We start from the raw sequence: 23,634 nt of genomic DNA, 5'->3' as shown, positions 1-23,634 counted from the left end.
GGAGTTCATCATGGCATCATCCGTCATCGGCAGCTTGCGCGTGGATCTCGGCTTGAACTCCGCCAAGTTCAGCCGCGGCATGTCCGACGCCCAGAAGCGACTGAAAGTCGCGCGCAATCAGTTTGCGGCTATGGCTGGCGTGGCAACCGCGATGGGTGCGGCCATTTCAGCGGCGGCGATCAAGGGCGCGCAAGAGATCGACCGCGTGGCGAAAGCGGCGCGGCGGCTGGATACCAGCATCGGCGGCTTTCGGGCGATGGAGCTTGCCGCCGGTGAAGCGGGTGTTTCCCTGTCGAGCCTGACAAATGACGTGCAGACGCTTGAGCGCGAGATCGCGAACATCGGCGTATCTGGAAATGCCGACCGGGCGCTTAAGGCGCTGGGGCTGTCGGCCAAGGCGCTTGAAGGCAGCACGGCGGACGAAAAGCTGGCGACTATTGCCGACCGGGTGAAAGAACTTGGCCTGTCCACCGGCGAGGCCTCGGCGGTCTTGCGGGATCTGGGCATCCGCAACCGCGAGATGGTTCTGCTGGTGCAGCAGGGCGGTGATGCGCTGCGCGATGCCCGAAAGGACATTGCGGATTACGGGCTTGCATTAAGCGCGGTGGACGCGGGCAAGATCGAGGCGGCTAATGACCAGATCGGGCGGCTTAGCCTAATCACGCAATATTTGGGCCAGCGCCTGGCGGTTGAACTTGTGCCGGCATTGGGGCGCTTTGCCGAGGCCATGACCAACAGCCTGCGCGAAGGCGGCTTGTTGCGGTCCATGATCGACGGGCTGGCGGGCAGTTTGGACGTTCTTGCCGCGTCGCTTGCAGCGCTGACCGCAGTCGCCGGTGTTAGGCTCGTCCTTGCTCTTGCAGCGGCGACAAAGGGTGTGGGGCTTCTTACCGGCGCGCTGACCCTGCTACGGGGCGCAGTGGCGCTTGCTGGGGGGCCGTGGGGTGTGCTTGCGGCGCTGGTCGCTGGGGCCGCGACTTACATGCTGGGGTTCAAGAAGAGCGTTCACCCGGTCACAGAGGCAATCGACAGCGCGAAGGAGTCGCAAGAGGCCCTTAATGCCGTGCTTGGCACTTTCTACCAAACAGCGGCGCCGAGCGCGGGCAAGGAGGCGGTGGAGTTAGCGAATAACAACTACAAGCTGGCCCAGAGCGCGCTTGCTGCTGCCGAAGCAGAGGTCGCAAAGATGGAGGCGATCAAGCAAACGGCAAGCCAAGAATTTGAGAATGATTGGTATTTGCAAGGCAAAGATAGTTCAAAGATGGATGCGGCGCTTGATCGCCAAGTCGCAAAGGCAGAGGAAAGAGCCGAACGGGCGCGCAAGGTTCTGGACGAGGCGAAGCGGGCGCTCGATCGGGCGGCAAAAGCTGTAACCGGCGCAAAGTCTGAAACCATGTCAAAAGAGCTTGAGCTTGCTAAGGATCTGACGATTTCAATAAAAGGGCTGTCTGCCGCAACTGGCGGCGCGGGAGCGGCAGCCCTAGATGCAGCTGGCGACATCGAGCAGATGAACATCGGCCTGCAAGAGCAAAACCCCCTGATCGACTCTCTGTCGCGCGCGTGGGGTGATTTTGTCGGGCGCGGGTTCAAGGACTTCAAGGGCTTTGCAAAGGGCGTGTTGGACACGTTCAAGCAAATGCTCTTGAAGATGATTTTCACCGCCAATGCGAACAGAATACCGATCAGCATCGGCATGAGTGGCGGGGTTGCCGGGACGGCGGCAAGCGCGATGGGCGGCGCTGGCGGCGGCGGGCTGGGGATGCTCGGCCAGTTTGGCGGCATCGGCGGCGGCATTCTCGGCACCCTTGGCAGCACGGCGGCTGGCACGGTCGGGACCGGGCTTATTGGCGGCTTCGGCAATGCGATGGGCATCGGGCTTGCGGGCTTCAACCCCTTCGCCATCGGGGCTAACGCGGCGCTGGCGGGCGGCGGTGCGATGGCTACCGCGGGGGCGGCGCTTGGCGCAGTGGCGCTTCCCATCCTTGGGATTGCGGCGGCGGTGTCGTTTTTCAAGACCAAGACCAAGCTGCTCGACAGCGGCATCCGCGTCACGGTCAAGAACATGGACGTGCTGGCGCAGACCTTCAAGAAAGTCGAAAAGTCGAAGTTCTGGGGGCTGAGCAAGAAGACCCGCACCACCTATAAGAACGCTGGCAAGGAGATGACTTCCGGCATTCAGAGCACCGTCGATAGCATGGGCGCAAGTGTGCTGGAAATGGCCTCGGCCTTCGGCGCGGGCGAGGATGCGCTGGATAATTTCAGCGCCGCTTTCACCCTGTCGCTGAAGGGGCTGAGCAAGGAAAAACAGCAGGAGAAAATTGCCGAGGCGCTTGGCGAGTTTTCCGACAAAATGGTTGCGGAGATCTTCAGCACCACAAGCGCAGTCACGGACTCCACTTCCGGGTGGGCGGGGAACAAGGTGTTCGCCTTCCTAAGCGAAAGGCTCGGCAACATTGGATTATTTAGCAAGTACGCAGGGCGTGATGCGTCGCAGGCAACAAAGACTGTAAGGCGGCTGTCCGACGCCTTTCTAGAAATCCAGCGCGAAGGCGAAGGCGCAACCGAAACTTTGCAGCGGATCTATCTTGCGATCACTGGCGTCAACGATGCAATGGACCTGCTCGGCCACACGCTGATGGACGCCACGCTCAAGGGCGGCGATCTGGCGTCCACGCTGGTCGATGCGTTCGGCGGGCTGGACGCGATGACGCAGGCGGTCGGGGTGTTCTGGCAGAACTTCTACACCGAGCAAGAGCGGCTGGACACGACCACGCGGCGCTTGGGCGAGGCATTCGAGGAACTGGGCTATGCCATGCCAACGAGCCGCAAGGCATTCCGTGACCTGATCGAGGGGATCGACACCACCAGCCATGAAGGCGCAACCCTTTACGCCGAGCTTATGAAGCTCGCGGGCGGCATGAATGACGTGCTGGCTCCGGTCGAGGAATTGACCAAGCGCACCCGCGACATGGTGCGTTCGATCCTCACCGACTTGGATCTGATGCCGACCAGTCGGGGCCAATACGCGGCGCGCGGCGGCATCCATATGGCCGAAGTGGTGGCGGCGGCGCAGGCGGGCGACATGCAGGCGGTGCGGGGCTATCTGCGCGACATCAAGGCGCAATCCGTCAGTGACCTTGCCTACCGCGAAACGGCGGCGCGGGTGCTGGCGCAATTCGGCTCCGGCAATGTCTATGGCACGGCCAGCGGGCCGATTGATCTCACCGCCGGGAGCGGCAAAACCTCCGAGCAGCAGATTGCGGAGCGCTTTGACGGGCTGCGCGAGGAAATCCGGCTGCTGCGCGAGGAAAATCGCCAGCTTGGGCTGCGGGCCGACCAGCAGCGCAAAACCACCGCCGACACGCTGGAAAAGTGGGATAGGACGGGAATGCCAATGGAGCGCACGCAATGAAGATGATCGCGCCGATTACCATGACGGACGGGCAGCTGGTCTCAAGCGACGTGCCAGAAGATGACGCGCCGGTGTGGGCCGCTGGCACGACCTATGGCGATGGCGCCGAGGTCATGCTCGATCACCGCGTCTATCGATCGGCGGTGGCGGGCAATAGCGGCAATGACCCGCGCACCGATGATGGCACCAACTGGATCGACCTCTACGCCACCAACCGCTGGAAGGCGTTTGACAAGCTGGTGTCTGACCCGGTGCAGCAGGTCGAGAAGATCACCTATCGGATCACGCCAGCCGAGGCGGTGGGAGCTGTGGCTTTCGTCAATCTCGGCGCGTACCGGGCGCGCGTTCAGGTGTTTTCGGCGTCGGGCCAGAGGCTGTATGACAAAGAGCAATTCATCGGCGGTATCAGCGCAATCTACGATTATTGGACATTCTTCACCGTCGATCTGTCGCTGTCGATCATGCAGGAGATGGTGTTCGCCAATATCCCCGGCTATCCCGGCAATGAGATCCTGATCGAGCTTTTCGCGGAAACCGCATCGGCCACCGTGTCTGTCGGTCAGATTATCACGGGGCCGTCCTATACGCTCGGAATAACAATGTCCGGCACGGCAACGGGCATCAAGGATTTCTCAACAAAGGACCGAAATCAATTCGGTGATAGCATCATTGTCGAGCGCGCCTTTGCAGACACGACCAGCTATCAATTCGCCCTGCCATCCCGCACTGCGCACAACGTCAAGCGCCTGCTCTCAAAACAGCGGGCCACGCCGAGCTATTACTATGTGTCTGAGGATGCGATGGAGTTCGGCGCGCAGGTCTACGGTTTCTTTCAAGACTTTGAAATCCCGCTGAATGCTGGTGGGACTTCCTATGCCAATCTCAAAATAGAGGGTCTGACATGACGATACCCATCACGGGGATGCCACCCGTTCCGCAATTCACCGATCCCGTGAATTTCAACACGCAAGCGTTGAATATGTTTGACTGGATCGTGAACGACCTCACGGCGCAGTTGAACAACGTCGACCCGAACGATTTCTTCTCGGTGCAGGCCAGTCTGACCGACACCACGCCGGGGCGGCTGATGGCAGTCGGCGCGTTTGGGCTGGGAGAGACAGGGAGCGCGTCTCTGTTGGCGAATATAGACGACCCCAACATGGCTGCCGGGGCGTACTACTTTGACGCGACCACAGCAGGAACCAAGCCTACGGGATACACCGGCGGCGCGGTAATTGTGGGGCGCGGTGGCAGCGGCGAGTTCTTCCAGATTGCGGTACACACACAAAGCGGCTCCGTGTTGACGTGGCGCACCTATGACAGCGGCTGGAGGCCGTGGCGCAAAGTTATGTCCGACGCCGACAAGGCCACCCCCGCCGAGGCGCAAGCAGGCACGCGGGACGATGTGTGGATGACGCCAGCGATGGTTGCTGGAGTGGCTTCGGGGGTGGGGCAGTCGTGGCAGGATGTGACTGCCAGCCGGTCGGTTGATACGGACTATGTAAACACCACGGGCCGCACGATTGTAGTGTCCGTAATAAGAGGTGTCCCATCATCGGGGTCACTGAAGATATTGGTCAATGGCTTTAGGGTGACAGAGATAGGCAGGACTAGCGGATCGGGTGGCATGACGTTTCCCGTGCGGGCGGAGGTACCCCCAGGAGATACGTACAGGGTCGAAGGCTCTAATATTAACGCATGGGCGGAATTAATCTTATGAATCACGGATTTTATCACCCGGAGCGCGGCTATTGGCAGACGATCACGACGCCAACGCCGGAGCAGATTGCAGCCTTACCCGAAGGCACGGTTACTGTGCCGCTGAAACCCGGCGCGGATTACGATTGGGACGGGACGCAGTGGGTGCATACGCCGCCCGACCCCGTCGAGGCGTTGGAGCAAGAGCGCGCGGGCATGGTCGCCAGCCGGTTTCAGGCCAAGGCCGCGCTCTCCGCTGCTGGATTGCTGGACGCGACCGAGCAGGCCATTGCCGCGGCTGACGATTTCACCAAGCTGGCATGGGGCGAGGCGGTGGAGTTTCGCCGCAACAGCCCAACGATTGCAGCCTTGGCCGCCGCACTGGAGCTGACGCCTGAGCAGGTGGACGATCTGTTCCGCGCGGCGATGCAGATCGAGGCTTAGGGGATATTCATGACGGACACGCACCATTCGCGCATGATCGAAAACAGCGACCGGGGTATCACCCTCAACAAGGCTTTGGCGTGGACAATGGCGAGCGGTCTGATTGCGGCGGGTCTGTATGTCGGGTTGCAAGTCGCCACCCTCTCGACGCGGATCGACGAGGCATCGCGGGCGTCATTGGCGGCGACGGGTGAACGGCAGCAAATCGAGGTGCGCGTCCGGTCGCTGGAGCAATCCAAGGCGCGCGACGACGAGCGGTTCGCTCACATCCTCGCGATGCTGAGCCGGATCGACAGCCGCCTTGAGCGGATCGAGCGGGGCAGGGGCGAGTAGCTCCACCCACAGCCGAGACAAACGCGCCGCCTTCGGGCGGTTTTTTATTGCGCGGAGATAGCATGAGACAGTTTTTCGCCGCCCTGATTGGGCTGTTCCGAAGGCCCGACCCAGACAAGCCCAAAAGCCAAGCCAAGAAAGGCGCGGTCGCGGGGCTGGCGCTGACCATCGCCTTTGTCAGCGGCTGGGAGGGGACGCGGTACGTGGCTTACCGCGATCCGGTCGGCATCCCGACGATCTGCGAGGGCATCACCAAGGGCGTGCAGATGGGCGACACCGCCACGCGCGCGCAGTGCGATGCGATGCTGACCCGCGAGCTTGAAACCCATGAGCGCGGGCTGGACGCCTGCCTTGATCCGCCAACGCCGTTGCCGGTCAAGACTAAGGTCGCGCTGGTGTCGTGGACCTACAACGTTGGCGTTGGCGGGGCGTGCCGGTCAACTGCCGTGCGGCGCTTCAATGCGGGCGATTATCGCGGCGGCTGCGATGCGGTGACGATGTGGAACAAGGCCGGGGGGCGCGTCCTGCCGGGGTTGGTCAATCGGCGGGCGGCTGAACACAAACTTTGCTTGGAGGATTTGTAAGATGATTGGGCCGCTTTCACGGATTACCCTGCGCTGGATCGCATCGGCGCTTGTCACCTATGGGCTGGTGACCCCTGACGCAGGCGCGCTGATTGCCGTTGACCCGGACCTGATCGCGCTTGCCGGCGTCATCATCGGCGCGACGGTTGAAGGCGCTTATGCCATCGCCAAGCGCAACGGGTGGCAAACATGATTCGTCTCGGCTGGCAGCCGCTCAGCCGCGTCTGGCTGGTCTGGACGTGGCCCGGTGTGCTTTTGGGACGTGCCGCTATGAGCGCGACGCTGATCGCCCTGCTAAGCGGCGCTGTGGGCGTGATTGCGACAGCGCTGGGGGCTTACATCAAAGGGCGGCGAGATGGCGCTACCCAAGGAGAACGACACGCTGCGGAGGTTAAGGCGGCCTCACTGGAAAAAGCAAAGGGGGTGCGTGATGAGGTCGATGCCAAAAGCAGCCATGATGTGCACGCTGATCTTGCTGACTGGATGCGTGACACCGACAGGTGACTGTTGGTCATCGCCGATTCGGCCAAGCGTGAATGATGTGCTGACCGAAGGTACTGCGCGCCAGATCCTGACACACAACCTTGCCGGGGCGGGTGTCTGCGGCTGGGAGAGGTAGTGCAGAAGCTTCGGAAGGGCAGTGTCTGAGCTGCCAGTGCGCGGATGCGCGCCCGCCCATGAGGTATACATAAGTCGCTGAAGAGGGCATTAGGCGGCCAGGCGGCATCGGATTGGCAGATTGCGCGATCGGTCCACTGTCGGCATTCACGCGAGTCGCAGGGAATGACCGCTGTCAGCCCAAAGCGACCGCATGCCTGCCGCGCGGCCAGTCGGGCCTAGCACATACAGACAGGGCGGGGAGCGGTCGTTCGCTGCGTTGCGTCATGGCCGACTATCAATCCCCATAGGCAGTGATTCAGACCTTATGCATTCTATCTCAAGTAGACGGAGCTGATGGGCGAGCGGGTGCGGCACACTCAGAATTTGGACTCAAGTTCGACAAGAGAGACGCGCGCTTTTTCAAAATCGTGATCTTGCACATCTTTGGCGTGTGCATCATATCGCGCTTTATTAACAACTTCCATATGATACTCAAACTCAGACTTATTCATTTCAAGTGAGTGTTCGAATTTATCCCAAAAACCCAAAATAATTGACTTGAGTTCATCAAAGTAAAGCGGGCTGGCGCCTTCCGCTAACAGGCTATCAAAGTCAACTCCTGCCACGTCGGTCCGACGTCGCTCCATCAGCTTTGAAACAAGGTTTACCCTTCGCTTTGCCCTGGAGAAATGAACGCTGAAAACAGTTCCTACGTGAACTCGAATTTTTCTTTCAAGTGAATTCCGCCGTTTTGAGATTTCAGCCAATCGATCTTCTGTACTGAGTAACTTTACCGGTTTGGCTTTATTTGCGAAATATTGCTCAACAACGCCAATATTAAAATAACTCCCCTCAATACCCTTCTTGAGTACGCCATAGCCATATAAGTGTTCAAGAAGGCTTTGATCTTGTTGGGCGAGAGCCTCGAAACTCGCCAAGTCTCCTTGACCAATATACTCAAGCATTAGGTGCTCGTCTGGGTACTGTTCTTCTAATAATCCTACAACAGATGCGACATAACTTTCTGCTTCGGTCGTATATTCGTTAACACCTCTTGCATATAGTGTGCGGTCAACTTTAACAGGTCGAACGCCTGCCGACTTTGCGATGAAGCTACACGCATACCGTGTGAGAAATGGGTGACCGCCAAAATCTTGAAATAATTTCATGCGGCTTTCAGCGTCAAATTCAACACCCATGATGCCACCAAGGTCCGCCACCATCTCCGAAATTTGGTCAGGTGTAAACATAGGGATAAAACGCTTTTCAACATTCCCATACAAAGGATTATCGCTTTCAAATAGTTTAATTGCCTCGATGCAGTGTGGGTTAGTTCCAACTATGAGATACACAATTGGGGATGAGGAGCTTTGAAATGCTGCCCGCATTGACTGCCAAAAAAGAAGAAAGTCACGTTCGTTGTTCCAATGGCTTGAGGATGCTGTTCCGGGCGCTATACGCTCAATCTCATCAAACAGAACGGCTACGAACTCTTTCTTCGCCTGCTTTCCGATCACCCTAATGTCCTCGAGGAAAGTGGTCGCAGCATTCTTGGCACCGTATGCCTCTACGTTTCCAATTTTATGTTTGACAGAAAACGCATGCTTAAGCTCTGAAGCAATATGATGGAGGAGTTCATTCCAGTGCAACTGATGAACAGATGGGGATTGACAATCAATAGTTACGCTCGCGCCACTCCTGGTCGAAAGCGCTCGGCTTATTCCAGATATCAAAGAGGTCTTGCCACTTCTGCGCAGCCCAAAAAGACCGAAGTTTTCGCCAGAAGAAAGTTTTGAAGATATTTCATTGATAAGGTCGGAGCGTCCATAGAAGTATAGCTCACTGCGAAGTGGCGATGACATTGAAAATAGGTCTCTGGAGAATGAAAATTCTCGCATCCTTGAAACAATATCCGCTTCCAAAGTCGCAAGGGAAAACTCGGAATAGTGATAAGGAATGACCACCGGAGCATCCGGTCTGCTTTCAAATAAGGAACGGAGTTTTTTTCGGATTTCTACATCACCGCTCACTAAGATACGCGCAACCTTCTCGATGCGAAATGCTTCCGGGAGTTGCTCCATGATGTGATCGAAAGCATCTATCGAACGCGGTTGAAACTCTTCATACGCTGAGAAAACAACCAATACCTCCCGATCAGTGTGAAGGATGCCGCGCATCTTCCCACACGGTTTTACAAGAGCGTAGCGGTAGCTACTTTTTTGTTTTCCTACAGCTATCTCACCATCTCGGGTAAGATGGAATATTTGCTCCATTCGCCGCAGGACTCTTTGTTCAACCGGATCAAAAATGGTTATATCAAAATTCGGATGGCGTCCCGGCTGGACCTCATTCATCATTTCGGCGTGCTCCGGTATTCTGTGGCTTTTCTTGCGGATGATTGGCAGTGTAGGTGGTATCGGCCTGGAATGCTACTCTGGTGAAGCTGCATTGCAGCATAGAATCCCCCTGTGAACGTCCGCTATGGGCCGGTCACGCAGCTCTGCCACGCGCATTGGCGCCAACTATGCAAAGTCCGTTTCCTGCGCATTGCTGCTCTTAAACCCCATGATCGCCGTGTGAGCAGACTGGTTCGGCGGCATCTCCCGCGGCATTCTCCGTTCCAGAAGCAAGGGTGAGAAACCAAGAAGCGCCCCGAGAGTCGAATCTCTCGGGGCGCCAAGTCGTGTCGATGTAGTGATGTCTTATGGGCGGTGTGCTATAGACCGAATTCGCTCAGCTATATATCGACGTGCCTCCCACGTGATCAGAACTTGTACGAGATCCGTGCGCTGATCGTGGTCGCCTTCAGGTCTAGTCCATCAAGCTCTCCTCCGAGGTCACTTATCTTGTGGTGCAGTGCTTCGACACCACCGATCCAGTTCTCGGAGAACTTGTGCTTATAGCCGCCGCCAAGCACCCAGCCATTGTCGTCATCACTCTCGCTGAAACCTGGTTCAGACACCTTCAGATTGCCGTTAAATACACCGGCTGTCGCGTAGACCAGACCCTTACCCAGATCGTAGCCACCGATCAGTTTTAAGCGAGCAACCTTATCGATTTTAAGTTCGGTGCCGCCGAGATTTTGCGAAATATCGGACCGATCATAGTCCAATTCACCACCAAGAACAAAATCGCCGAAATCGTGCAAGTAGCCAGCATGTACACCGGCAAAGCCACCATCAAGAGCGACGCCGACTGGCGAAGTCCAAGCGTCACCGTAGCCCAGCTGAGCACCGAGATAAAAGCCGGTCCAGTCAGAGATCGGCTGCACCTGAACGGGGGTTGCAATGATCGGCTCAACGCTGGGCTCTTGCAGGTTACCTGCGAAGGCAGGGGCTGCGAGAAGCGAAGAGATGGCGACGGTGTTAAGATATTTTTTCATAACAATAACCTTTTTGTAACGTACGAAGGGAGCCATTAACAAATCCAGATCACAGCCTCACTATCAACGTGGGGCTCGAAAAACTTTTTCTGAATTGGTGATGTGGCTTTGCAACACTTGTGGGCTGTGCTGAGGGCCTAAACCACACTGATTTTACAAAGAGGCTGGCTCTCAAATAGGTGGGCTGCCTACCAGCGCCGATCACCACCGGTGGCGTCAGCCTGCTCTTCCAGCTGGCCAAAGACTGCGCAGCCAGAATGACCGCATAGCCAATCACAGATAGCGAAAGGCCTTCGCTCCTAGCTCTTGCCGGCACCACCACTTGGAGTGGTGTTCTACGAAAAGTCAGCGTTTTATCAGGCTCAAGAATTCACGGCGTAGATCTGCATTTGATAGGAAGGCCCCGCGCATGACCGAATTGGCCATCATGGACTGATTGTCCTTCACCCCGCGCCAGTGCATGCAAAAGTGGTCCGCCTCCATCACTACCGCCAGTCCGTCGGGATGAATGCGCGTCTCCAATTCATTGGCCAGCATCACGACGGCTTCTTCTTGGATTTGCGGGCGGCTCATGATCCAGTCGCAAAGGCGCGTGTATTTCGACAGGCCTATGAGCTCGGATTCGGCGCTCGGCAAAACTCCGACCCAGACGCGCCCCATGATCGGGCATAAATGATGCGAACAAGCGCTTCGCACCGTGATCGGGCCGATGATCATCAGTTCATTCAGGCGGGAAACATTGGGAAATGCAGTAACATCCGGCGCAGCCTGGTAGCGCCCGGCGAAGACCTCATCGATAAACATCTTGGCAACGCGGCGGGGCGTGTCTGTTGTGTTGTGGTCACGGGACGTGTCGATCACCAATGCTCTCAGCACCCCTTGCATAAGCTCGGCAACTTCGTCACGTAGCGCGTCCAGTTCACCTTCGTTTAGGAAAGCTGCGATGTTGTCGTTGGCGTTGAAGCGTACATTAGCCGCAGTCAGACGGGCACGGATACGTTCAGAGACTGATGCATCCGGTGTAGGGCGGCTGCGACGTTCTGTCGTGTCAACTGAATGGACTGGCATGGCTGATCTTTCGTTCAATAACTGGAACGTGATCCCTGCCAGATTGAAGTATTAAATACCAGCCGCTCGCTGATCCCGAATTTCGAGGAAAAACCTAGCCTGCAGCATGCGTGGCCATGTTCAGCTGCGTCGGTAAGATTCGCATCCGGCATGAACGCCAGCAGTCTCTGGTCGTATGTGACATCGCTTGGTCCCCACAGCAGCCAAAAATTGAGGCACCTATGTGGTATATGGTTCGGCTCTGGATGTGGGGTGCAAGCATCCCTGAAAAATGTGCACTTGGCATCCTAAGTTATTGATTTGTATGGGCGCTACTGGTGGGCACTTTGCGGCACAAGCCCTTGAAATTGCGCAATGTCATGCAGTCCTGATGGGTGCACCACCTTCTCTTTGACGCAACCTGAAATCCGCCTGCGAAACAATCGCCGCGCTGCAGTCGCGATGGGCGAGGCTGGTAACTTGGGTGACCTAGGCTATGATAGTTCCGTCGATCGCACTTTGTGGAATGGTGGGTGATAAGAGATTTGAACTCCTGACATCTTCGATGTGAACGAAGCGCTCTACCACTGAGCTAATCACCCATTAAGGGCGTAATACATTTACTCTGAATGCTCTGCAAGTGGGTCTTTGGATCGCGGCAGGTGTGTATTTCTCACAATCCGATCATACGGACGGATGCGGTGAGCGGGACGATAGCCATAGCCGTTTAGGCGTCGGATTGGCGCGGCAGCGGAGGTAGGATGTCTGGACGATCGCGTGGCGTATTTGGCTCACAAGCTGGACATCGGCAACACATCAGGGTGGTCGGGCCGGGCGCATGTTCGAAGATTGGGGTAAGTGTTCGTTCAAATCGTCTTGGCTGCGACGGGACGGCAGGACAACCCGTGATAAGCGCCCTGACATTGGTGGAGTAAGGCCGTGAGAAAAGAGATGAAACAAGGCCTAATGCAGTCTCTGTTGCGTGACAGTTCTTTCCTCTTGTCGCTGATGACGGTCCTGGGGATGCTGTTGGCGCTGGCTGGAATATGGCTGCCGGGAGAATGGTTTGCCGCGCTTAGCTTTCCGGGGCTGGCAATTGTGTATCTTGCCGGTGGTTTTCCAGCAGGTTGGCGGGCAGTGACGGCACTTTGGCGAGAGCAGGTTCTCGATATCGATCTGCTGATGGTCGTCGCCGCCGTGGCGGCGGCTGCGGTCGGCGCACCGCTGGAGGGGGCGATTCTTCTGACGCTGTTCAGCGTTGCCGGCACGATGGAAAGTCGCGCACTTGGCCGCGCGCGCCATGCGATCGAGGCATTGATGGCGCTGCGCCCCGAGACCGCGCTGCGCAAGACCGCATCAGGATCAGTCGAAGAGGTCGCGGCAACCGCGTTGGAGGTCGGCGATATTGTAGTGTTGCGTCCGGGTGCACGGGTGCCGACCGACGGCACGATCGCTGTGGGTCACGGCGGCGTTGACGAAGCCAATATCACCGGCGAATCCATGCCTGCATCAAAGGGACCGGGCGAGCCAGTTTACGAGGCCACGGTAAACCTTGACGGGGTGCTGGATGTTACGGTGACCCGCACGGTCGGCGAGAGCACCATCGCCCGCATGATTCGTCTGGTGACCGAAGCGCAAGCCGCCAAGGCCCCATCCGAGCGCTTCAGCGCATGGTTTGGCCAGCGCTATACCATCGCGGTTCTGATCGGTGCGTTCGTTGCATTTGCCGCTTTTTACTGGCTGTACAGCGACTGGCAACAGGCCATGTACAAGGCCGCGACGTTACTGGTGGCCGCCAGCCCCTGCGCAATCGTTATCTCGGTTCCGGCGGCGATCTTGTCTGCGCTGTCCGCCGCCGCGCGTGGCGGGGTATTGTTCAAGGGTGGCGCTGCGCTGGAAACGCTTGCGGCGGTCGATAGTTTTGCCTTTGATAAGACCGGTACGTTGACCACCGGGCAGGCTGTGGTGACGCAGATCGTTGCGCTGGATGAGGACACGCAAGGGTTTTTGTCATTGCTGGCCGGGCTTGAAGCGCATTCCGAACACCACATCGCCACGGCAATCCGGCGCGAGGCCGCAAAACGCGGGCTTGACCCTGCCAAGGTGGCCGGAGTCAGCGCCCGACCGGGTGCCGGAATCACGGGTCATGACGGTTTCGGTACGGTCTGGGCGGGAAACGCCTATTTGGCCGCGGCCATGGGCGCGCCCGTTGAAGTCGGGCGGTTACAGGCACTGGCAGATAGTGCCGATACGGTGATCTATCTGGGGCGCGGTTCTACGGTGCTGGGCGCGGTCAGCGTGGCTGACGAGGCGCGCGCAAGTTCCGGGCCGGCTCTGGATGCCCTGCGCGCCAGCGGTGTGCGCCGGGTCATGATGATGACCGGGGACAGGCGGGCGGTGGCGCAGCGGATCGGGGCAGGGCTTGGCTTTGACCCTAACGAAATCCACGCTGAAATGCTGCCCGAGGATAAGGTGCGTGGCGTTGCGGCGCTTGCGGATACTGGCAAAGTGGCTTTTGTCGGGGACGGGGTCAACGATGCGGCGGCGCTTGCGCGCGCCGATATCGGTATCGCAATGGGAGCCGCCGGTTCCGAGGTTGCGCTGCAAGCTGCCGACGTGGCGCTGTTGTCCGAGGACATGCGCCAACTTTCCGAGGCACATGACCTTGCCCGTCGCACGGCCTTGATTATCCGCCAGAACCTGATCTTCGCCATCGTGGTCATGGTGGTGCTGGTCACTGCCGGGCTGTTCTTTGACCTGCCGCTGCCACTGGCGGTGATCGGGCATGAGGGCGGCACGGTGTTGGTGGTGCTGAACGGGCTGCGCCTGCTCGCAAGACGTCCGACCCGAAAACACAATGTTTTGACGTCTGCCAGCACGGAAAAAAGAGAGGCGGACGCTTGAAGCTAATTCGACTGGCATTCTGCCACAGGTGGGGGAAGATCACCGCAGTAGAGCCGATGTCTGGCGCTTGCTCTATCGTTTCGGCGCCTCCGTATATGTGAACCCGTCCCAATAGGGGCAGTGTTCGTTGCCGTTGGTGATGGGGCGCTGCATGAATGTCCGGATCAGCGACTGGTCGTGCACGATCTTTTCGTAAAGGCAATCTTTCAATTCGCGAACCTGCGGGTTCTGGTCGACTATACCTTGTCGGATCGTCTCGGCGACACTGCACTGGGTGCGCAGGCTTTCGCGGAACAATCCGGTCAACGCATCACGTCCCGGTCCGGTTGCGATCACGTCCTGCCACGTTTTTCGCACACCCGGTATGCGCCGTTGCACTGGCAGGGGTACCAGTGTCTCCAGCAGGATTGCTTGAAAGTCGGATAAAAGCTCTTGTTCAATAGGGGACATCGTTCCATCCAAGCTCGGGGTCTTCAAAGGCGCGGATCGCCATGGCGGTGATCGTCAATGTGGGGTTGAAACTGCCGGTCGAACAGAACGCACCGCCGCCCAAGATATAGAGATTGCGAAAATCGTGCGAGCGACAGCGGTCGTTGACGACGCCGGTCTCGGCGCTTAGCGACATGCGCAATCCGCCCAGTGGGTGGTTGCCATTGATCCCGCGCCCGTTTTGGAAAAACTGGGCAATGCCGTCGCGAGCGCCGATTTCTGCGGCCAATTCCTCCAGCCTTGCCAGCGTCCTCTCGTCCATTTCCGATAGCCCCAGATCGACGCGACCGATAGGAATGCCGAACTTGTCCACCGCGTGTGGGCTGAGTGTCAGGCGCTTTTCAGCGGTCATCTCGGTCTCGAAGATCATCGAAATGCAAAAGCGCCGCTCGAAACTGTCCAGCAGGTTGAACAGGTGCCCGCCCCAATGGCCCTGCTGGACATGGGCGTCAAAGTGCTGCCAAGGACCGTAGCCCAAAGTGAAATCATTGTTCCAGACCTCAAGCGTGATCCCACCCTCGCGCGTGCCGGGGTCGCGCCGCACCCACTCGATGACGCTGCCATGGGTGGGGCGACCGCGGACCGGAAACACATCTTCGTTCATCACCACGGTATAGGTGACGGACGCATGGGACGAGAAACAGCGCCCGACCCATTGGCTACTCTGGCCAAAGGATTTACCCGTCTGCGCCTCGGAGTATTTTATCAGGCGGATGTTCTCAAAAGCGTTGCCGCACAGGAAGAAGGTCTCAGCCTCGATGGGGAATGGCTGATCTTCGCCGTGGGTCTTGCAGGTCACATTGGTGATCCGGGCTGCGTCGATATCCCAGTTCAGGCAGGTGACGGCGGTTTCAAACAAGATCTCCAAATTGTCGTTGAACATGATCTCCGGCAGAATTCGTTCATTCCCCTTGAAGATCGCCCGCGCCGCGCAATAGCTGACACAGGTTTTCGCACCGACGCAGCCGCCCTCATCGGCGGGCCTGTTGCGTACCGCGTGGGGTTGGGGCACCAGCTCGCCCAGATCTCCCAGCACGGTCTGGAACTTGTTGTCGAGATAGCTGAGCGGGAAGTGCGGATAGACGAAATCATTGTCCCAAGGCCAGTATTTGAATCGCTGCCGCGTTTCGCCCGCTGGGCCAGCAACTTCGAGAAACTGTTCGGCCCGGTCGTAAAACGGTGCGATATCTGCATAGGAAATCGGCCAGTCCTTGCCGTAGCCATAATAGGTTTCGGTCTGGAAATCTTCGGGTGCCAATCGCCAGGACATGCCGCTCCACATCTGCGACGCGCCGCCGATTCCGTACCACATGTTGTATTTGAAGCTCCACGGCGGCAGGCCGGATTCGTTCTCGACCAGATCGTCGAAATATTTTCGTTCGTTCTCGAAGCTGTTTCTGTAATGCAGATAGCCGTTCTCCTGTGCGGGCGAGGAGTGGACGGATTCTTTCCACCAGGTCCGGCGGTCAGTCTCGTCCGGGGCATATTCGCCGCCGCGTTCGATCACGAGAACCGACTTGCCTTGAGCCAGCGCGGCCTTGGCGGTCATCAGGCCGGTCAAACCACCGCCGATGATGCAAACGTCGTATTTTCTTGTTTCCGTTATTTTTCTATCTTCTTCTATGGTTGGCGCCTAGATATCCACTCTAGAGGCGGCGAGCTGATGCACTCCGCCTCACCAATATCCCCGCAACAGCTATTGATTGGCCGGCCGGATCTGAGCGGCCTTGCCGAATTCGGTTCCGGGGGGGATGCCAAGAATATCGGCGAACCGTGCGAGGCGCTTCGGGCCAGCAATGCGCAGGGGCTCGACGGGTTCATCAGGCATGGCAACTGAGAACCGGACGCCGTATTGCTCTGCCAGTCGAAGGTTGTGGTCGGCAAATTCATCCAGCAACTCGCGCCGCAACCGGCTGCCCAAGGCCTGTTTTCGGGTGTTTTTGCCCAGTTCTTTTTCGATATGTTGCCGCACCTTCGGAACATGGACCCGAACGTAGCGGTTGGCCGCTGCCAGAACGGCGGCAAACTCCATGCTCGGGCTGACATTCTTGCGGACCTCGCCACCTTCGAGCGGAATCCCAGAGACGCGAGCGAAATCGGCGACGATACCGTCTGAGGCGACAACGTCTTCAAAGCTATACGCGTGAACTACACCGACTGTCTGCCAGAATTCTAGAAGGCTCAAATAGTCAAACCGGTTTCGGATGCGTGGCTGCCGTATGAAAGGCTGGATCCCTTGCTTGACCTTCCCTTCCCGGCTGAACTGATTCCAAAGTGACTCGGCATAATAATCTTGACGACGTAGGTAACAAACCACTTCCACATCGAAATCGTCTTTATACCGACCCATCAAGGCATGTCCCTCACGCAGGTTGGAAAAACCCTCTTCGCTTAGAATAAGGGTTGAGGCCCCCGAGTTACGAAACTCATCAAGGATAGTATGATACTCAATGTCGAAAGCAGCCGCGCCAGAGACCGTGGCCCAGACAAGACTTGAGTGCGAGGGCTTGTCAGAATGCGGGGGGCGGGAGGTATCGGCATAGAGAAACCCCTTCGCCAATAATTGCTCCCTTTGCGCCGCGAGTAATGACTGCAATGTGCCTGAAGCAGTTTTGAATGTGCCAATGTGGAGGATAAGCTTAGGTTTCATACTGTTTACTTCGCTCCTTCAGGAATGACGATCACGCGAAACTCGTCAGTTAGGTCATCGGGTTCTTGTTTTTCGCAGGCCAATGGCTTCAAGCGCCCGGCGTGCGGTATTCATTTTGGGTGCTGGCTTTGGGAGCGGCGCCGACGCTGCTGGCTTGGGAAGTTGGAACCGCCATAACATCGTCTTATCATCCGGCCCGCCCCGTCGGCCCAGGCTGATGGCTCCATCGCGCCAACACAGCCATTGCCCGCCCGCTGGACGCAAGCAAAACACATCGCGCCCCCTCTGCCGATAGATGAGCCAACTTGTCGGCGCAGCGACAAAGCCGTCCATTGCCCTGTGCAGCTCTATCTGTCCGCTGGGTATGGCGCTTAGGCAGTGCTGCAGTTCGTTCTGGTTGACGATCCGCCAGCTGCCGTCTGCTTGCGGGTGCAGGTGCCAATTGATCCCGGTCATCCAAGAAGGAGGGTTGGCATCGGCGACCATCGCAACGCGCCGCTCATGGGCGATCCCGTCGACATGGCAAGCAGGGTCTGCGAGCGGGCGCATATACAGGTTCTGGTCTGCCGGCACCGGAGCGCCAGCCAGTACAAATCTGGCGCGAACCAGGTCCATCCGATCGCCGGGATCCATCTGAACCGGTTTCATGTGCCGACCTTTTTCTGAGAGGTCAGGGGCAGGTGCAACACCTTGGGGCCAGGGCTGGAACTGAGTGCCATTTCCTGGAGCCAGAACTCCTGTTGCGATGTTGCCTTCAGCCGGGCGGCGTAATGGGCGCGCACCGAGTCGAACTCTTGTGCCAGCCGGTCAACCAAGCAGAACAATTCGCTTGCGGCGCGATTGACCCGGATCAGGTTCTGGGGATCAGCGGGGCGATAGACGCGATGTGTTTCAGCGTGCGGATTTTCCAGAATGACCCGCTCAAGATCCGGATGCCCCTCAGTCGGCATATAAAGGAAACCAAAGCGCCCTACCACCTGACCGTTGTGCGCCGCACCCTGGCTGATCGTGTTCAGAACTTCGTCGGGGATACATTCGAATAACCCATCGAAGGCTTTGAACGCCTGAAGCTTGGTCAGGTAATGATCGCTGAATCCGGGTTCCAGAAAGACATTGCAGCCCAGAACGTCGCGCAGCACGCTGCCATATAACTCCAGACCGCAGGCGTCACCGACGCTCAAATGTGCCAAGGCACGCTGTTGAAAGAACGCCAGAAAATCATCCACCTTTTCCTGACCATAGGCCATGTTGATCATCATGCCATGGGCAATGGACATATATTCCTGCGCGTAGGAATGGGCTGGCTCATGCCAGACCGCCAAGTTGGGATTGGACATGGTTCGCCCGCCCTCGGCACGATTGCGCAGGCTGTATTCGATATCGTCGCCGCGCAGAAAGAAGGCAGCGGGATAGCCTAGCTCGCGAAACCGGGAGTAGGGCAGGCTAAGAAAGATGAAGGTGCAGTATTCTGGGTAATGTGCACCGGCCATATCATCAAGATGATCGAATCCGTTGAACTCCAGATTATGGCGCAGCAGCCGTGGCGCGATCGCATTGCGCTCCGGCAAATTTTCGCGGCCCAAAAACCTACCCCAGAACGCGCCGTCCTCCCACATCTTGCGCGGCTGGGATTTCATGAATACCGGCAGGGTGAATATGGTGCTGTCGGTTCGCATCAGTGTGCCGGCCCAGTGGCGGCGCAGCGACTCCAGCGATATCAGCAGGTCATCGTCCAGCAACAGCAATTCGCCCACATCCACGCCGGACGCTTTGACCGCGCCCGACAGGGCAAGCAGCGCCTGGCTCATATTGCCGCCACCGCCCATATTCGGCCCCCGGAAAACAAAGCTGTTGAGGCTGTTGAGGTGCTTGAGCGTGTCATAATCTGCCGCTTCGATCCCGGTAGAGGTGTCGAGAATCATGAAGAAAGTGTTGCGCAGCATCCGCGCATACCCATTATCGGTAGCAGCCTGCCGTTGCGCGGATTCAAGCATAGCCAGAATATCCGCAGTGCGCCCGAAGGTGCGCAACACCACCAGCATACGTCCCGGCACCGATTTCGGCGCAAGGGCGCGCCACGCGCCGTTGTGCAGCATTGCGCCATCCTCTAGCGCAGTAACACTCCAGAACAGGCGGGCGTTCTTGGGAACGTCGCGCCGCAGGTCGATGTCAATATCAATCCCGTATCGGGCCGTGCCGTCGCCGGTGGCCGTGTCGGTCCCCTTGGGGGACAAAACCTTCTCCAATAGGGTGCTAACCGGTTGGCCGGGCGTTGCTATTTTTATTTTCAACGCGAAACTGCCGGTCAGTTCCAGATGCAGGCGATAGTGTTCAAACCCGCTGTGGCGCAAAAAAACTTCGGGATAGAAGGAATTTCGCAGCGTTCCCGTATTGAGTTTTTCAAAGCAGGTAAACTCGACCGGACCTGTTCCGCTGGGCGAAATGTGTTCGATTCCGTCGACAAAGAACATCGAATCCAGCGCGCGGCTGGAATTGCTGCGATCCAGTCCCCCGATGGTCAGCGGCTCGTTCCGGCTGACAGAGCGACATTGCGCCGCCCAATCGGCAAGGGCCCGAGCAAGTTCGGGGATTAGATTTTTCATAGCAGATCTCTCTACTTTACCGAGAATCCCAGGGGGGCTGCTTCAGATCGTTGACCGGGCTTAGGCTCAGAGTCAATCGCATCGTAACTGACGTTGTTTGGCAATCAGCCGCTGACATGCAGTCAGGTTAGCGCCAGTCTGATTGGCGGATTGATTGCTCAAATTCTTGAGAGGTATATATAAGCCTATGTAAATTAATGATGAAATTTACGTGGGTGCGCTGGTGTGGTCATGGGTAGCCCGTATTTTCCTGAACTGAAAAGCTTTGGATTAGAGCGTTGTGAAGTCTTCAAGAGTGTGTCGGGACAAAATCTTCACTGCGAGGTGCTGCAGCCTTAGGTTGCGAATGGGTTTGAGCTTCTGATCCGCTCGAGCGGCGGGCCAAGATGTTTGCCCTCCCGTCAGGATCCAGGATTCTGAAATGTTTTGCTTGGACGAACAGCGTTGGCCGTAGTGGGTTTAGGTGAGGCGGCGCGATCAGCAATCTGGCGCACTAACAAAAAAGAACCAAAGCGCGGTTGGCCCTCTCGTGAGCGACTTTGTGTCCGATGGGTTCGAAACAGATTGGAATACATCCCAGCAACAAATGGGGTGGCGGAATTACGTTCTCTAATATGGACGGAATAGCCACCAAACCCTCCTTGCGAATGGGCGGATTGCAGGCCATTCGGGAAATATTCCTGATTGTGGAGCTTCCGCGTTGCTTGCGAACATTCGACTGTTATCGGCTTTGACATGCCATCGACAGAGGGCGTCGTCGATCCTGCCAGATTTGTGGTGAACGGGTCTCCGACAAGCAGGTGGTCAGCAAGCTAACGGCAGCAACGAGAAAGCCCAACGTCAGATATTGATAATGGAGACGTAAAATGACCCTCGATCTAAATACCGATTCTCAACTCAACGCCTCTAAGGGTAAGGCGCAGATCAAAACCGTCCGGGCACTGGGCGAGTGGGAAGGGGGCATGGCAACGGTGATGACGGTGCGCAACCATCAGTTCCGCGCCGATGAACCCGCATATCTTGGCGGTAAGGATGAGGCGGCCACCCCGATGGAACTGGTGGCGGGTGCCGTTAACGCGTGCGTCACCGTCGTGATCGCGACTGTCGCGAACGAGCTTGGCCTCGATATCAAAGACATACGAACCGAAAGCGCGGCGGATATCGACGTGCGCGGCTTTCACGGGACGGCTGATGTGTCACCCCATTTCTGCAATTATCGGCTGACAATCGCTCTGACCACCGACGCGCCGCGTGAGCTTCTAGATGTGCTGCGTGAGCGAGCCGAAAAACGCTGCCCTGCGGTGAACTTGGTGCGCGATTCAGGGGCCACGGTCGAAGTGGTCTGGAACATTTCTGCAAGCCGGGGGCAAAAATGACAGCGGCGGGAGCATGGACCATCGGGCTTGCGGTAATTTACACCGTCGCGCTGGTGGTCGTCGGGCGCATCGTTCTGAGCCGGCGCCACGCCGATGGTAGCGCCAGCGGGTTTTTCGTTGCCGGTCGGAACTTCAGCCCGCTCACGGTTGCATTCTGCATCACGGGACTGTTTTCTGGCTCGTCCTTCATCGCGATTATTGAACTCAGCTATCGTACGGGGATTTCGGCAGTCTGGTATGGCGTGGCCGAGACTGTGCAGGTGCTGCTGATTGCAATCGTTCTGGTCAAACCGCTGCGGGAAAAGTTGGTGGTGACGGTCTCCGGTGTCATCGGCGAGCGGTTTGGACGGGTCGCGCTTGGGGTCGGGGGGGCGATCACCGCCTTCACTTTCCCGATGTGGTCGGTCGCGACGGCGATTGCGTTTGCCTCGGCACTGCATACGTTTACCGAATTGTCGATCTATGCCTCGATCATCGCAACCGCAGTTTTACTGCTGGTGTTCCTGTGGACTGGCGGAATGCGGGCGGTGGCGTTCACCCAGACCATGAATTGCATCCTTTTCGCGGCCATGGTTGCTGTTGGCATGGGGGCTGTCCTGATCAAGCCGGGTATCTCCGGTCTCAGTGATCTGATAACTGACCGACCCGCGATGTTTGATCTTTTCGCCGCCGGTCCGACCCTGATCGTCGCGTGGTTTGGCACCTTCATCGTTAATGTCATCCTCGCGCAAGCCGCGTTCCAGATGGCCCTTTCCTGCCGCACCGCAAAGGATGGCCAAAAGGGGCTGTATCTGGCGGCTTTGTTTGGCACGCCCTTGATCTTGGCCAGCATCGTGCTTGGCACCGCAACCGCCATTGTCGTACCCGATCAGGGACGCGCTCTGGTCGCTGTGCCAATCTATATCGCCGAGGTGTTGCCCGCACCGCTGGTCGGGGTCTTCTTCCTTGGCGTCTGGGCATGTGCGCTCAGCTGGGCGGGGCCGTGCCAGTTTTCGGGGGCCACCAGCCTTGGCCGCGATGTGGGTCGCGCCATCCGCCCGAATGCCAGCGAAGCCGATCTCATTCGCTATACAAGATGGGCCTTGGTGCTGCTGACGCTGCTGATGATCTTCTATGCTTTCCTGCGTGCCGAAGATTCGGCCTGGTGGAATGTGCTGGCCTGGACCTTGCGCAATGGCGCGACATTGGCACCGATGCTGGCAGTGTTCTTCTGGCCACTGGCCAACCGTGGGGCCGTCATTCTGGCCATGCTGGCCGGTTTCGCGACCGGTCTGGGTTGGTACCATGCGGGGGATTGGTCGCCGCAGACGTTCTTCCTTGACCTGCATCCGGTCTGGGTGGGGATGTCAGCCAATCTTGCGACCTTGGTGGTGGTGACTTTGCTCACGGCACGCTGGCAATTCACGACCAACATGCAGCGCCAGCGTACTGCGATGGCCTTTGGCGGGGCGGTCGGCGCGCTGATCGCAACTGTGGTGCTGGCAGGGCCAATGCTTGAAAGGCTGGGTTTCGGCGGGTTGGTGCTATTTGTTGGAGTGGTTCTGGCATCGGGGGCGGCTTTCCTCCTGACCGCACCCGCAGCGCTTGCTCAAAACCAAAAATATACCATTCAGTCCCGCAAGCTCCCGTCATAAACGTTGGCACCGCGCGGGCAGGGCATCTGTCTGCGCGGTGCACTAGGGGATGGGGTCGGTTTAACATCCCCCGTGGGGTCGAGGATTGGGCTTGACCCTAATACGACAATTCCATACTTCACGATTTATGGATAAATATCGTGCACTCGACGCCTTTGCCGCACTAAGTCAATCAACGCGTCTCGACGTGTTCCGCTTGCTAATCAAGGCCGGCGAGGCGGGCATGTCGGCTGGCAATATCAGCGATACTCTTGAGGTCCGCCAGAACACCATGTCGGCCAATTTGGCGATCTTGGCGCGTTCTGGCTTGATCCGGAGCGTGCGGGAAGGGCGCAGCATCCGTTACTTTGCCGACATGAATGGGATGCGTGGTCTGCTGGCTTTTCTGATGGAGGATTGCTGCGGCGGATGCCCAGAGCTGTGCCAGCCTGTCCTTGATGAACTTGTCTGCACATAAATGCACTATCACCCACCTTAA

20 protein-coding genes and 1 tRNA gene are annotated in these 23,634 nt (G+C 57.8%); 12 read left to right on the top strand and 9 right to left on the bottom strand.

The annotated features are described in order from the left end of the window. The first annotated feature begins 10 nt into the window (after window positions 1-10). The 8 genes from JAO82_RS00345 (at window position 11) to JAO82_RS00310 (ending at window position 6,975) form a co-directional block, all read left to right on the top strand. Window positions 11-3,412: a hypothetical protein gene (locus JAO82_RS00345; RefSeq protein ID WP_198684348.1), complete on the top strand. Its 3,402-nt coding sequence runs from the start codon at window positions 11-13 to the stop codon at window positions 3,410-3,412. Continuing rightward, window positions 3,409-4,317 (top strand): hypothetical protein, encoded by a 909-nt coding sequence (locus JAO82_RS00340; protein ID WP_198684347.1) that lies wholly within the window; start codon window positions 3,409-3,411, stop codon window positions 4,315-4,317. Before JAO82_RS00345 ends, JAO82_RS00340 begins: the two co-directional genes overlap by 4 nt. Then, entirely contained in the window at window positions 4,314-5,132 is an 819-nt protein-coding gene (locus JAO82_RS00335; protein ID WP_198684346.1) for a pyocin knob domain-containing protein, read from the top strand. The genes JAO82_RS00340 and JAO82_RS00335 overlap by 4 nt, the downstream gene beginning before the upstream one ends. Beyond that, complete coding sequence (locus tag JAO82_RS00330) at window positions 5,129-5,554, top strand: hypothetical protein (protein ID WP_198684345.1); 426 nt, start codon at window positions 5,129-5,131, stop codon at window positions 5,552-5,554. The genes JAO82_RS00335 and JAO82_RS00330 overlap by 4 nt, the downstream gene beginning before the upstream one ends. Before the next feature lie 9 nt (window positions 5,555-5,563). After that, a complete protein-coding gene (locus JAO82_RS00325; RefSeq protein ID WP_232897157.1) occupies window positions 5,564-5,887 on the top strand; it encodes a hypothetical protein in 324 nt (107 codons plus the stop codon). A gap of 62 nt (window positions 5,888-5,949) precedes the next feature. After that, a complete protein-coding gene (locus tag JAO82_RS00320) occupies window positions 5,950-6,471 on the top strand; it encodes a lysozyme (RefSeq protein ID WP_198684344.1) in 522 nt (173 codons plus the stop codon). A 1-nt stretch (window position 6,472) separates the two neighbouring features. Next, a complete protein-coding gene (locus JAO82_RS00315) occupies window positions 6,473-6,664 on the top strand; it encodes a hypothetical protein (protein WP_198684343.1) in 192 nt (63 codons plus the stop codon). Then, window positions 6,652-6,975: a hypothetical protein gene (locus JAO82_RS00310; protein WP_198684342.1), complete on the top strand. Its 324-nt coding sequence runs from the start codon at window positions 6,652-6,654 to the stop codon at window positions 6,973-6,975. The genes JAO82_RS00315 and JAO82_RS00310 overlap by 13 nt, the downstream gene beginning before the upstream one ends. Window positions 6,976-7,448: 473 nt before the next feature. On the opposite strand, the gene JAO82_RS00305 is transcribed toward JAO82_RS00310, so the two are convergent. From JAO82_RS00305 to JAO82_RS00290, 4 genes are all read right to left on the bottom strand, one after another. Next, window positions 7,449-9,428, bottom strand: coding sequence for an AAA-like domain-containing protein (locus tag JAO82_RS00305; RefSeq protein ID WP_198684341.1), 1,980 nt, complete (start codon window positions 9,426-9,428; stop codon window positions 7,449-7,451). Window positions 9,429-9,835: 407 nt separating this feature from the next. Further along, the gene (locus tag JAO82_RS00300) at window positions 9,836-10,453 is read right to left on the bottom strand and encodes an outer membrane protein (protein WP_198684340.1); all 618 of its coding nucleotides are present in this window, start codon (window positions 10,451-10,453) and stop codon (window positions 9,836-9,838) included. Between the two features lie 345 nt (window positions 10,454-10,798). Next, window positions 10,799-11,521, bottom strand: coding sequence for a GTP cyclohydrolase I (gene folE / locus JAO82_RS00295; RefSeq protein WP_198684339.1), 723 nt, complete (start codon window positions 11,519-11,521; stop codon window positions 10,799-10,801). A gap of 506 nt (window positions 11,522-12,027) precedes the next feature. After that, window positions 12,028-12,102 (bottom strand) — tRNA-Val (locus JAO82_RS00290). 349 nt (window positions 12,103-12,451) lie between these two features. Between JAO82_RS00290 and JAO82_RS00285 the strand changes: the two genes are divergently transcribed. Beyond that, entirely contained in the window at window positions 12,452-14,404 is a 1,953-nt protein-coding gene (locus JAO82_RS00285) for a heavy metal translocating P-type ATPase (RefSeq protein ID WP_232897156.1), read from the top strand. 72 nt (window positions 14,405-14,476) lie between these two features. On the opposite strand, the gene JAO82_RS00280 is transcribed toward JAO82_RS00285, so the two are convergent. The 5 genes from JAO82_RS00280 to JAO82_RS00260 form a co-directional block, all read right to left on the bottom strand. Continuing rightward, entirely contained in the window at window positions 14,477-14,854 is a 378-nt protein-coding gene (locus JAO82_RS00280) for a hypothetical protein (RefSeq protein WP_198684338.1), read from the bottom strand. Further along, window positions 14,841-16,499 (bottom strand): GMC family oxidoreductase, encoded by a 1,659-nt coding sequence (locus tag JAO82_RS14400; protein ID WP_332872468.1) that lies wholly within the window; start codon window positions 16,497-16,499, stop codon window positions 14,841-14,843. Before JAO82_RS14400 ends, JAO82_RS00280 begins: the two co-directional genes overlap by 14 nt. A gap of 90 nt (window positions 16,500-16,589) precedes the next feature. Then, window positions 16,590-17,543 carry a hypothetical protein gene (locus tag JAO82_RS00270; protein ID WP_198684337.1) on the bottom strand — a complete coding sequence of 318 codons (954 nt, stop codon included), beginning with the start codon at window positions 17,541-17,543 and terminating at the stop codon, window positions 16,590-16,592. Window positions 17,544-17,597: 54 nt separating this feature from the next. Then, the gene (locus tag JAO82_RS00265) at window positions 17,598-18,191 is read right to left on the bottom strand and encodes a hypothetical protein (RefSeq protein ID WP_198684336.1); all 594 of its coding nucleotides are present in this window, start codon (window positions 18,189-18,191) and stop codon (window positions 17,598-17,600) included. Further along, window positions 18,188-20,146 (bottom strand): glycosyltransferase family 2 protein, encoded by a 1,959-nt coding sequence (locus tag JAO82_RS00260; protein ID WP_198684335.1) that lies wholly within the window; start codon window positions 20,144-20,146, stop codon window positions 18,188-18,190. The genes JAO82_RS00265 and JAO82_RS00260 overlap by 4 nt, the downstream gene beginning before the upstream one ends. A gap of 866 nt (window positions 20,147-21,012) precedes the next feature. Here JAO82_RS00260 and JAO82_RS00255 point away from each other — a divergent pair. The 3 genes from JAO82_RS00255 to JAO82_RS00245 all read left to right on the top strand — a co-directional run bounded on the left by JAO82_RS00255 (window position 21,013) and on the right by JAO82_RS00245 (window position 23,613). Beyond that, complete coding sequence (locus JAO82_RS00255) at window positions 21,013-21,522, top strand: OsmC family protein (protein WP_198684334.1); 510 nt, start codon at window positions 21,013-21,015, stop codon at window positions 21,520-21,522. Next, window positions 21,519-23,156, top strand: a complete 1,638-nt coding sequence (locus tag JAO82_RS00250; RefSeq protein WP_198684333.1) for a sodium:solute symporter family protein — start codon at window positions 21,519-21,521, stop codon at window positions 23,154-23,156. The genes JAO82_RS00255 and JAO82_RS00250 overlap by 4 nt, the downstream gene beginning before the upstream one ends. Window positions 23,157-23,283: 127 nt before the next feature. Next, window positions 23,284-23,613 (top strand): ArsR/SmtB family transcription factor, encoded by a 330-nt coding sequence (locus JAO82_RS00245; protein WP_198684332.1) that lies wholly within the window; start codon window positions 23,284-23,286, stop codon window positions 23,611-23,613. Window positions 23,614-23,634 lie beyond the last annotated feature (21 nt).

It is taken from the genome of Pontibaca salina (assembly GCF_016307205.1).
GTDB classification, from domain to species: Bacteria; Pseudomonadota; Alphaproteobacteria; order Rhodobacterales; family Rhodobacteraceae; genus Pontibaca; species Pontibaca salina.
This window is presented reverse-complemented; position numbering and strand designations above follow the sequence as displayed.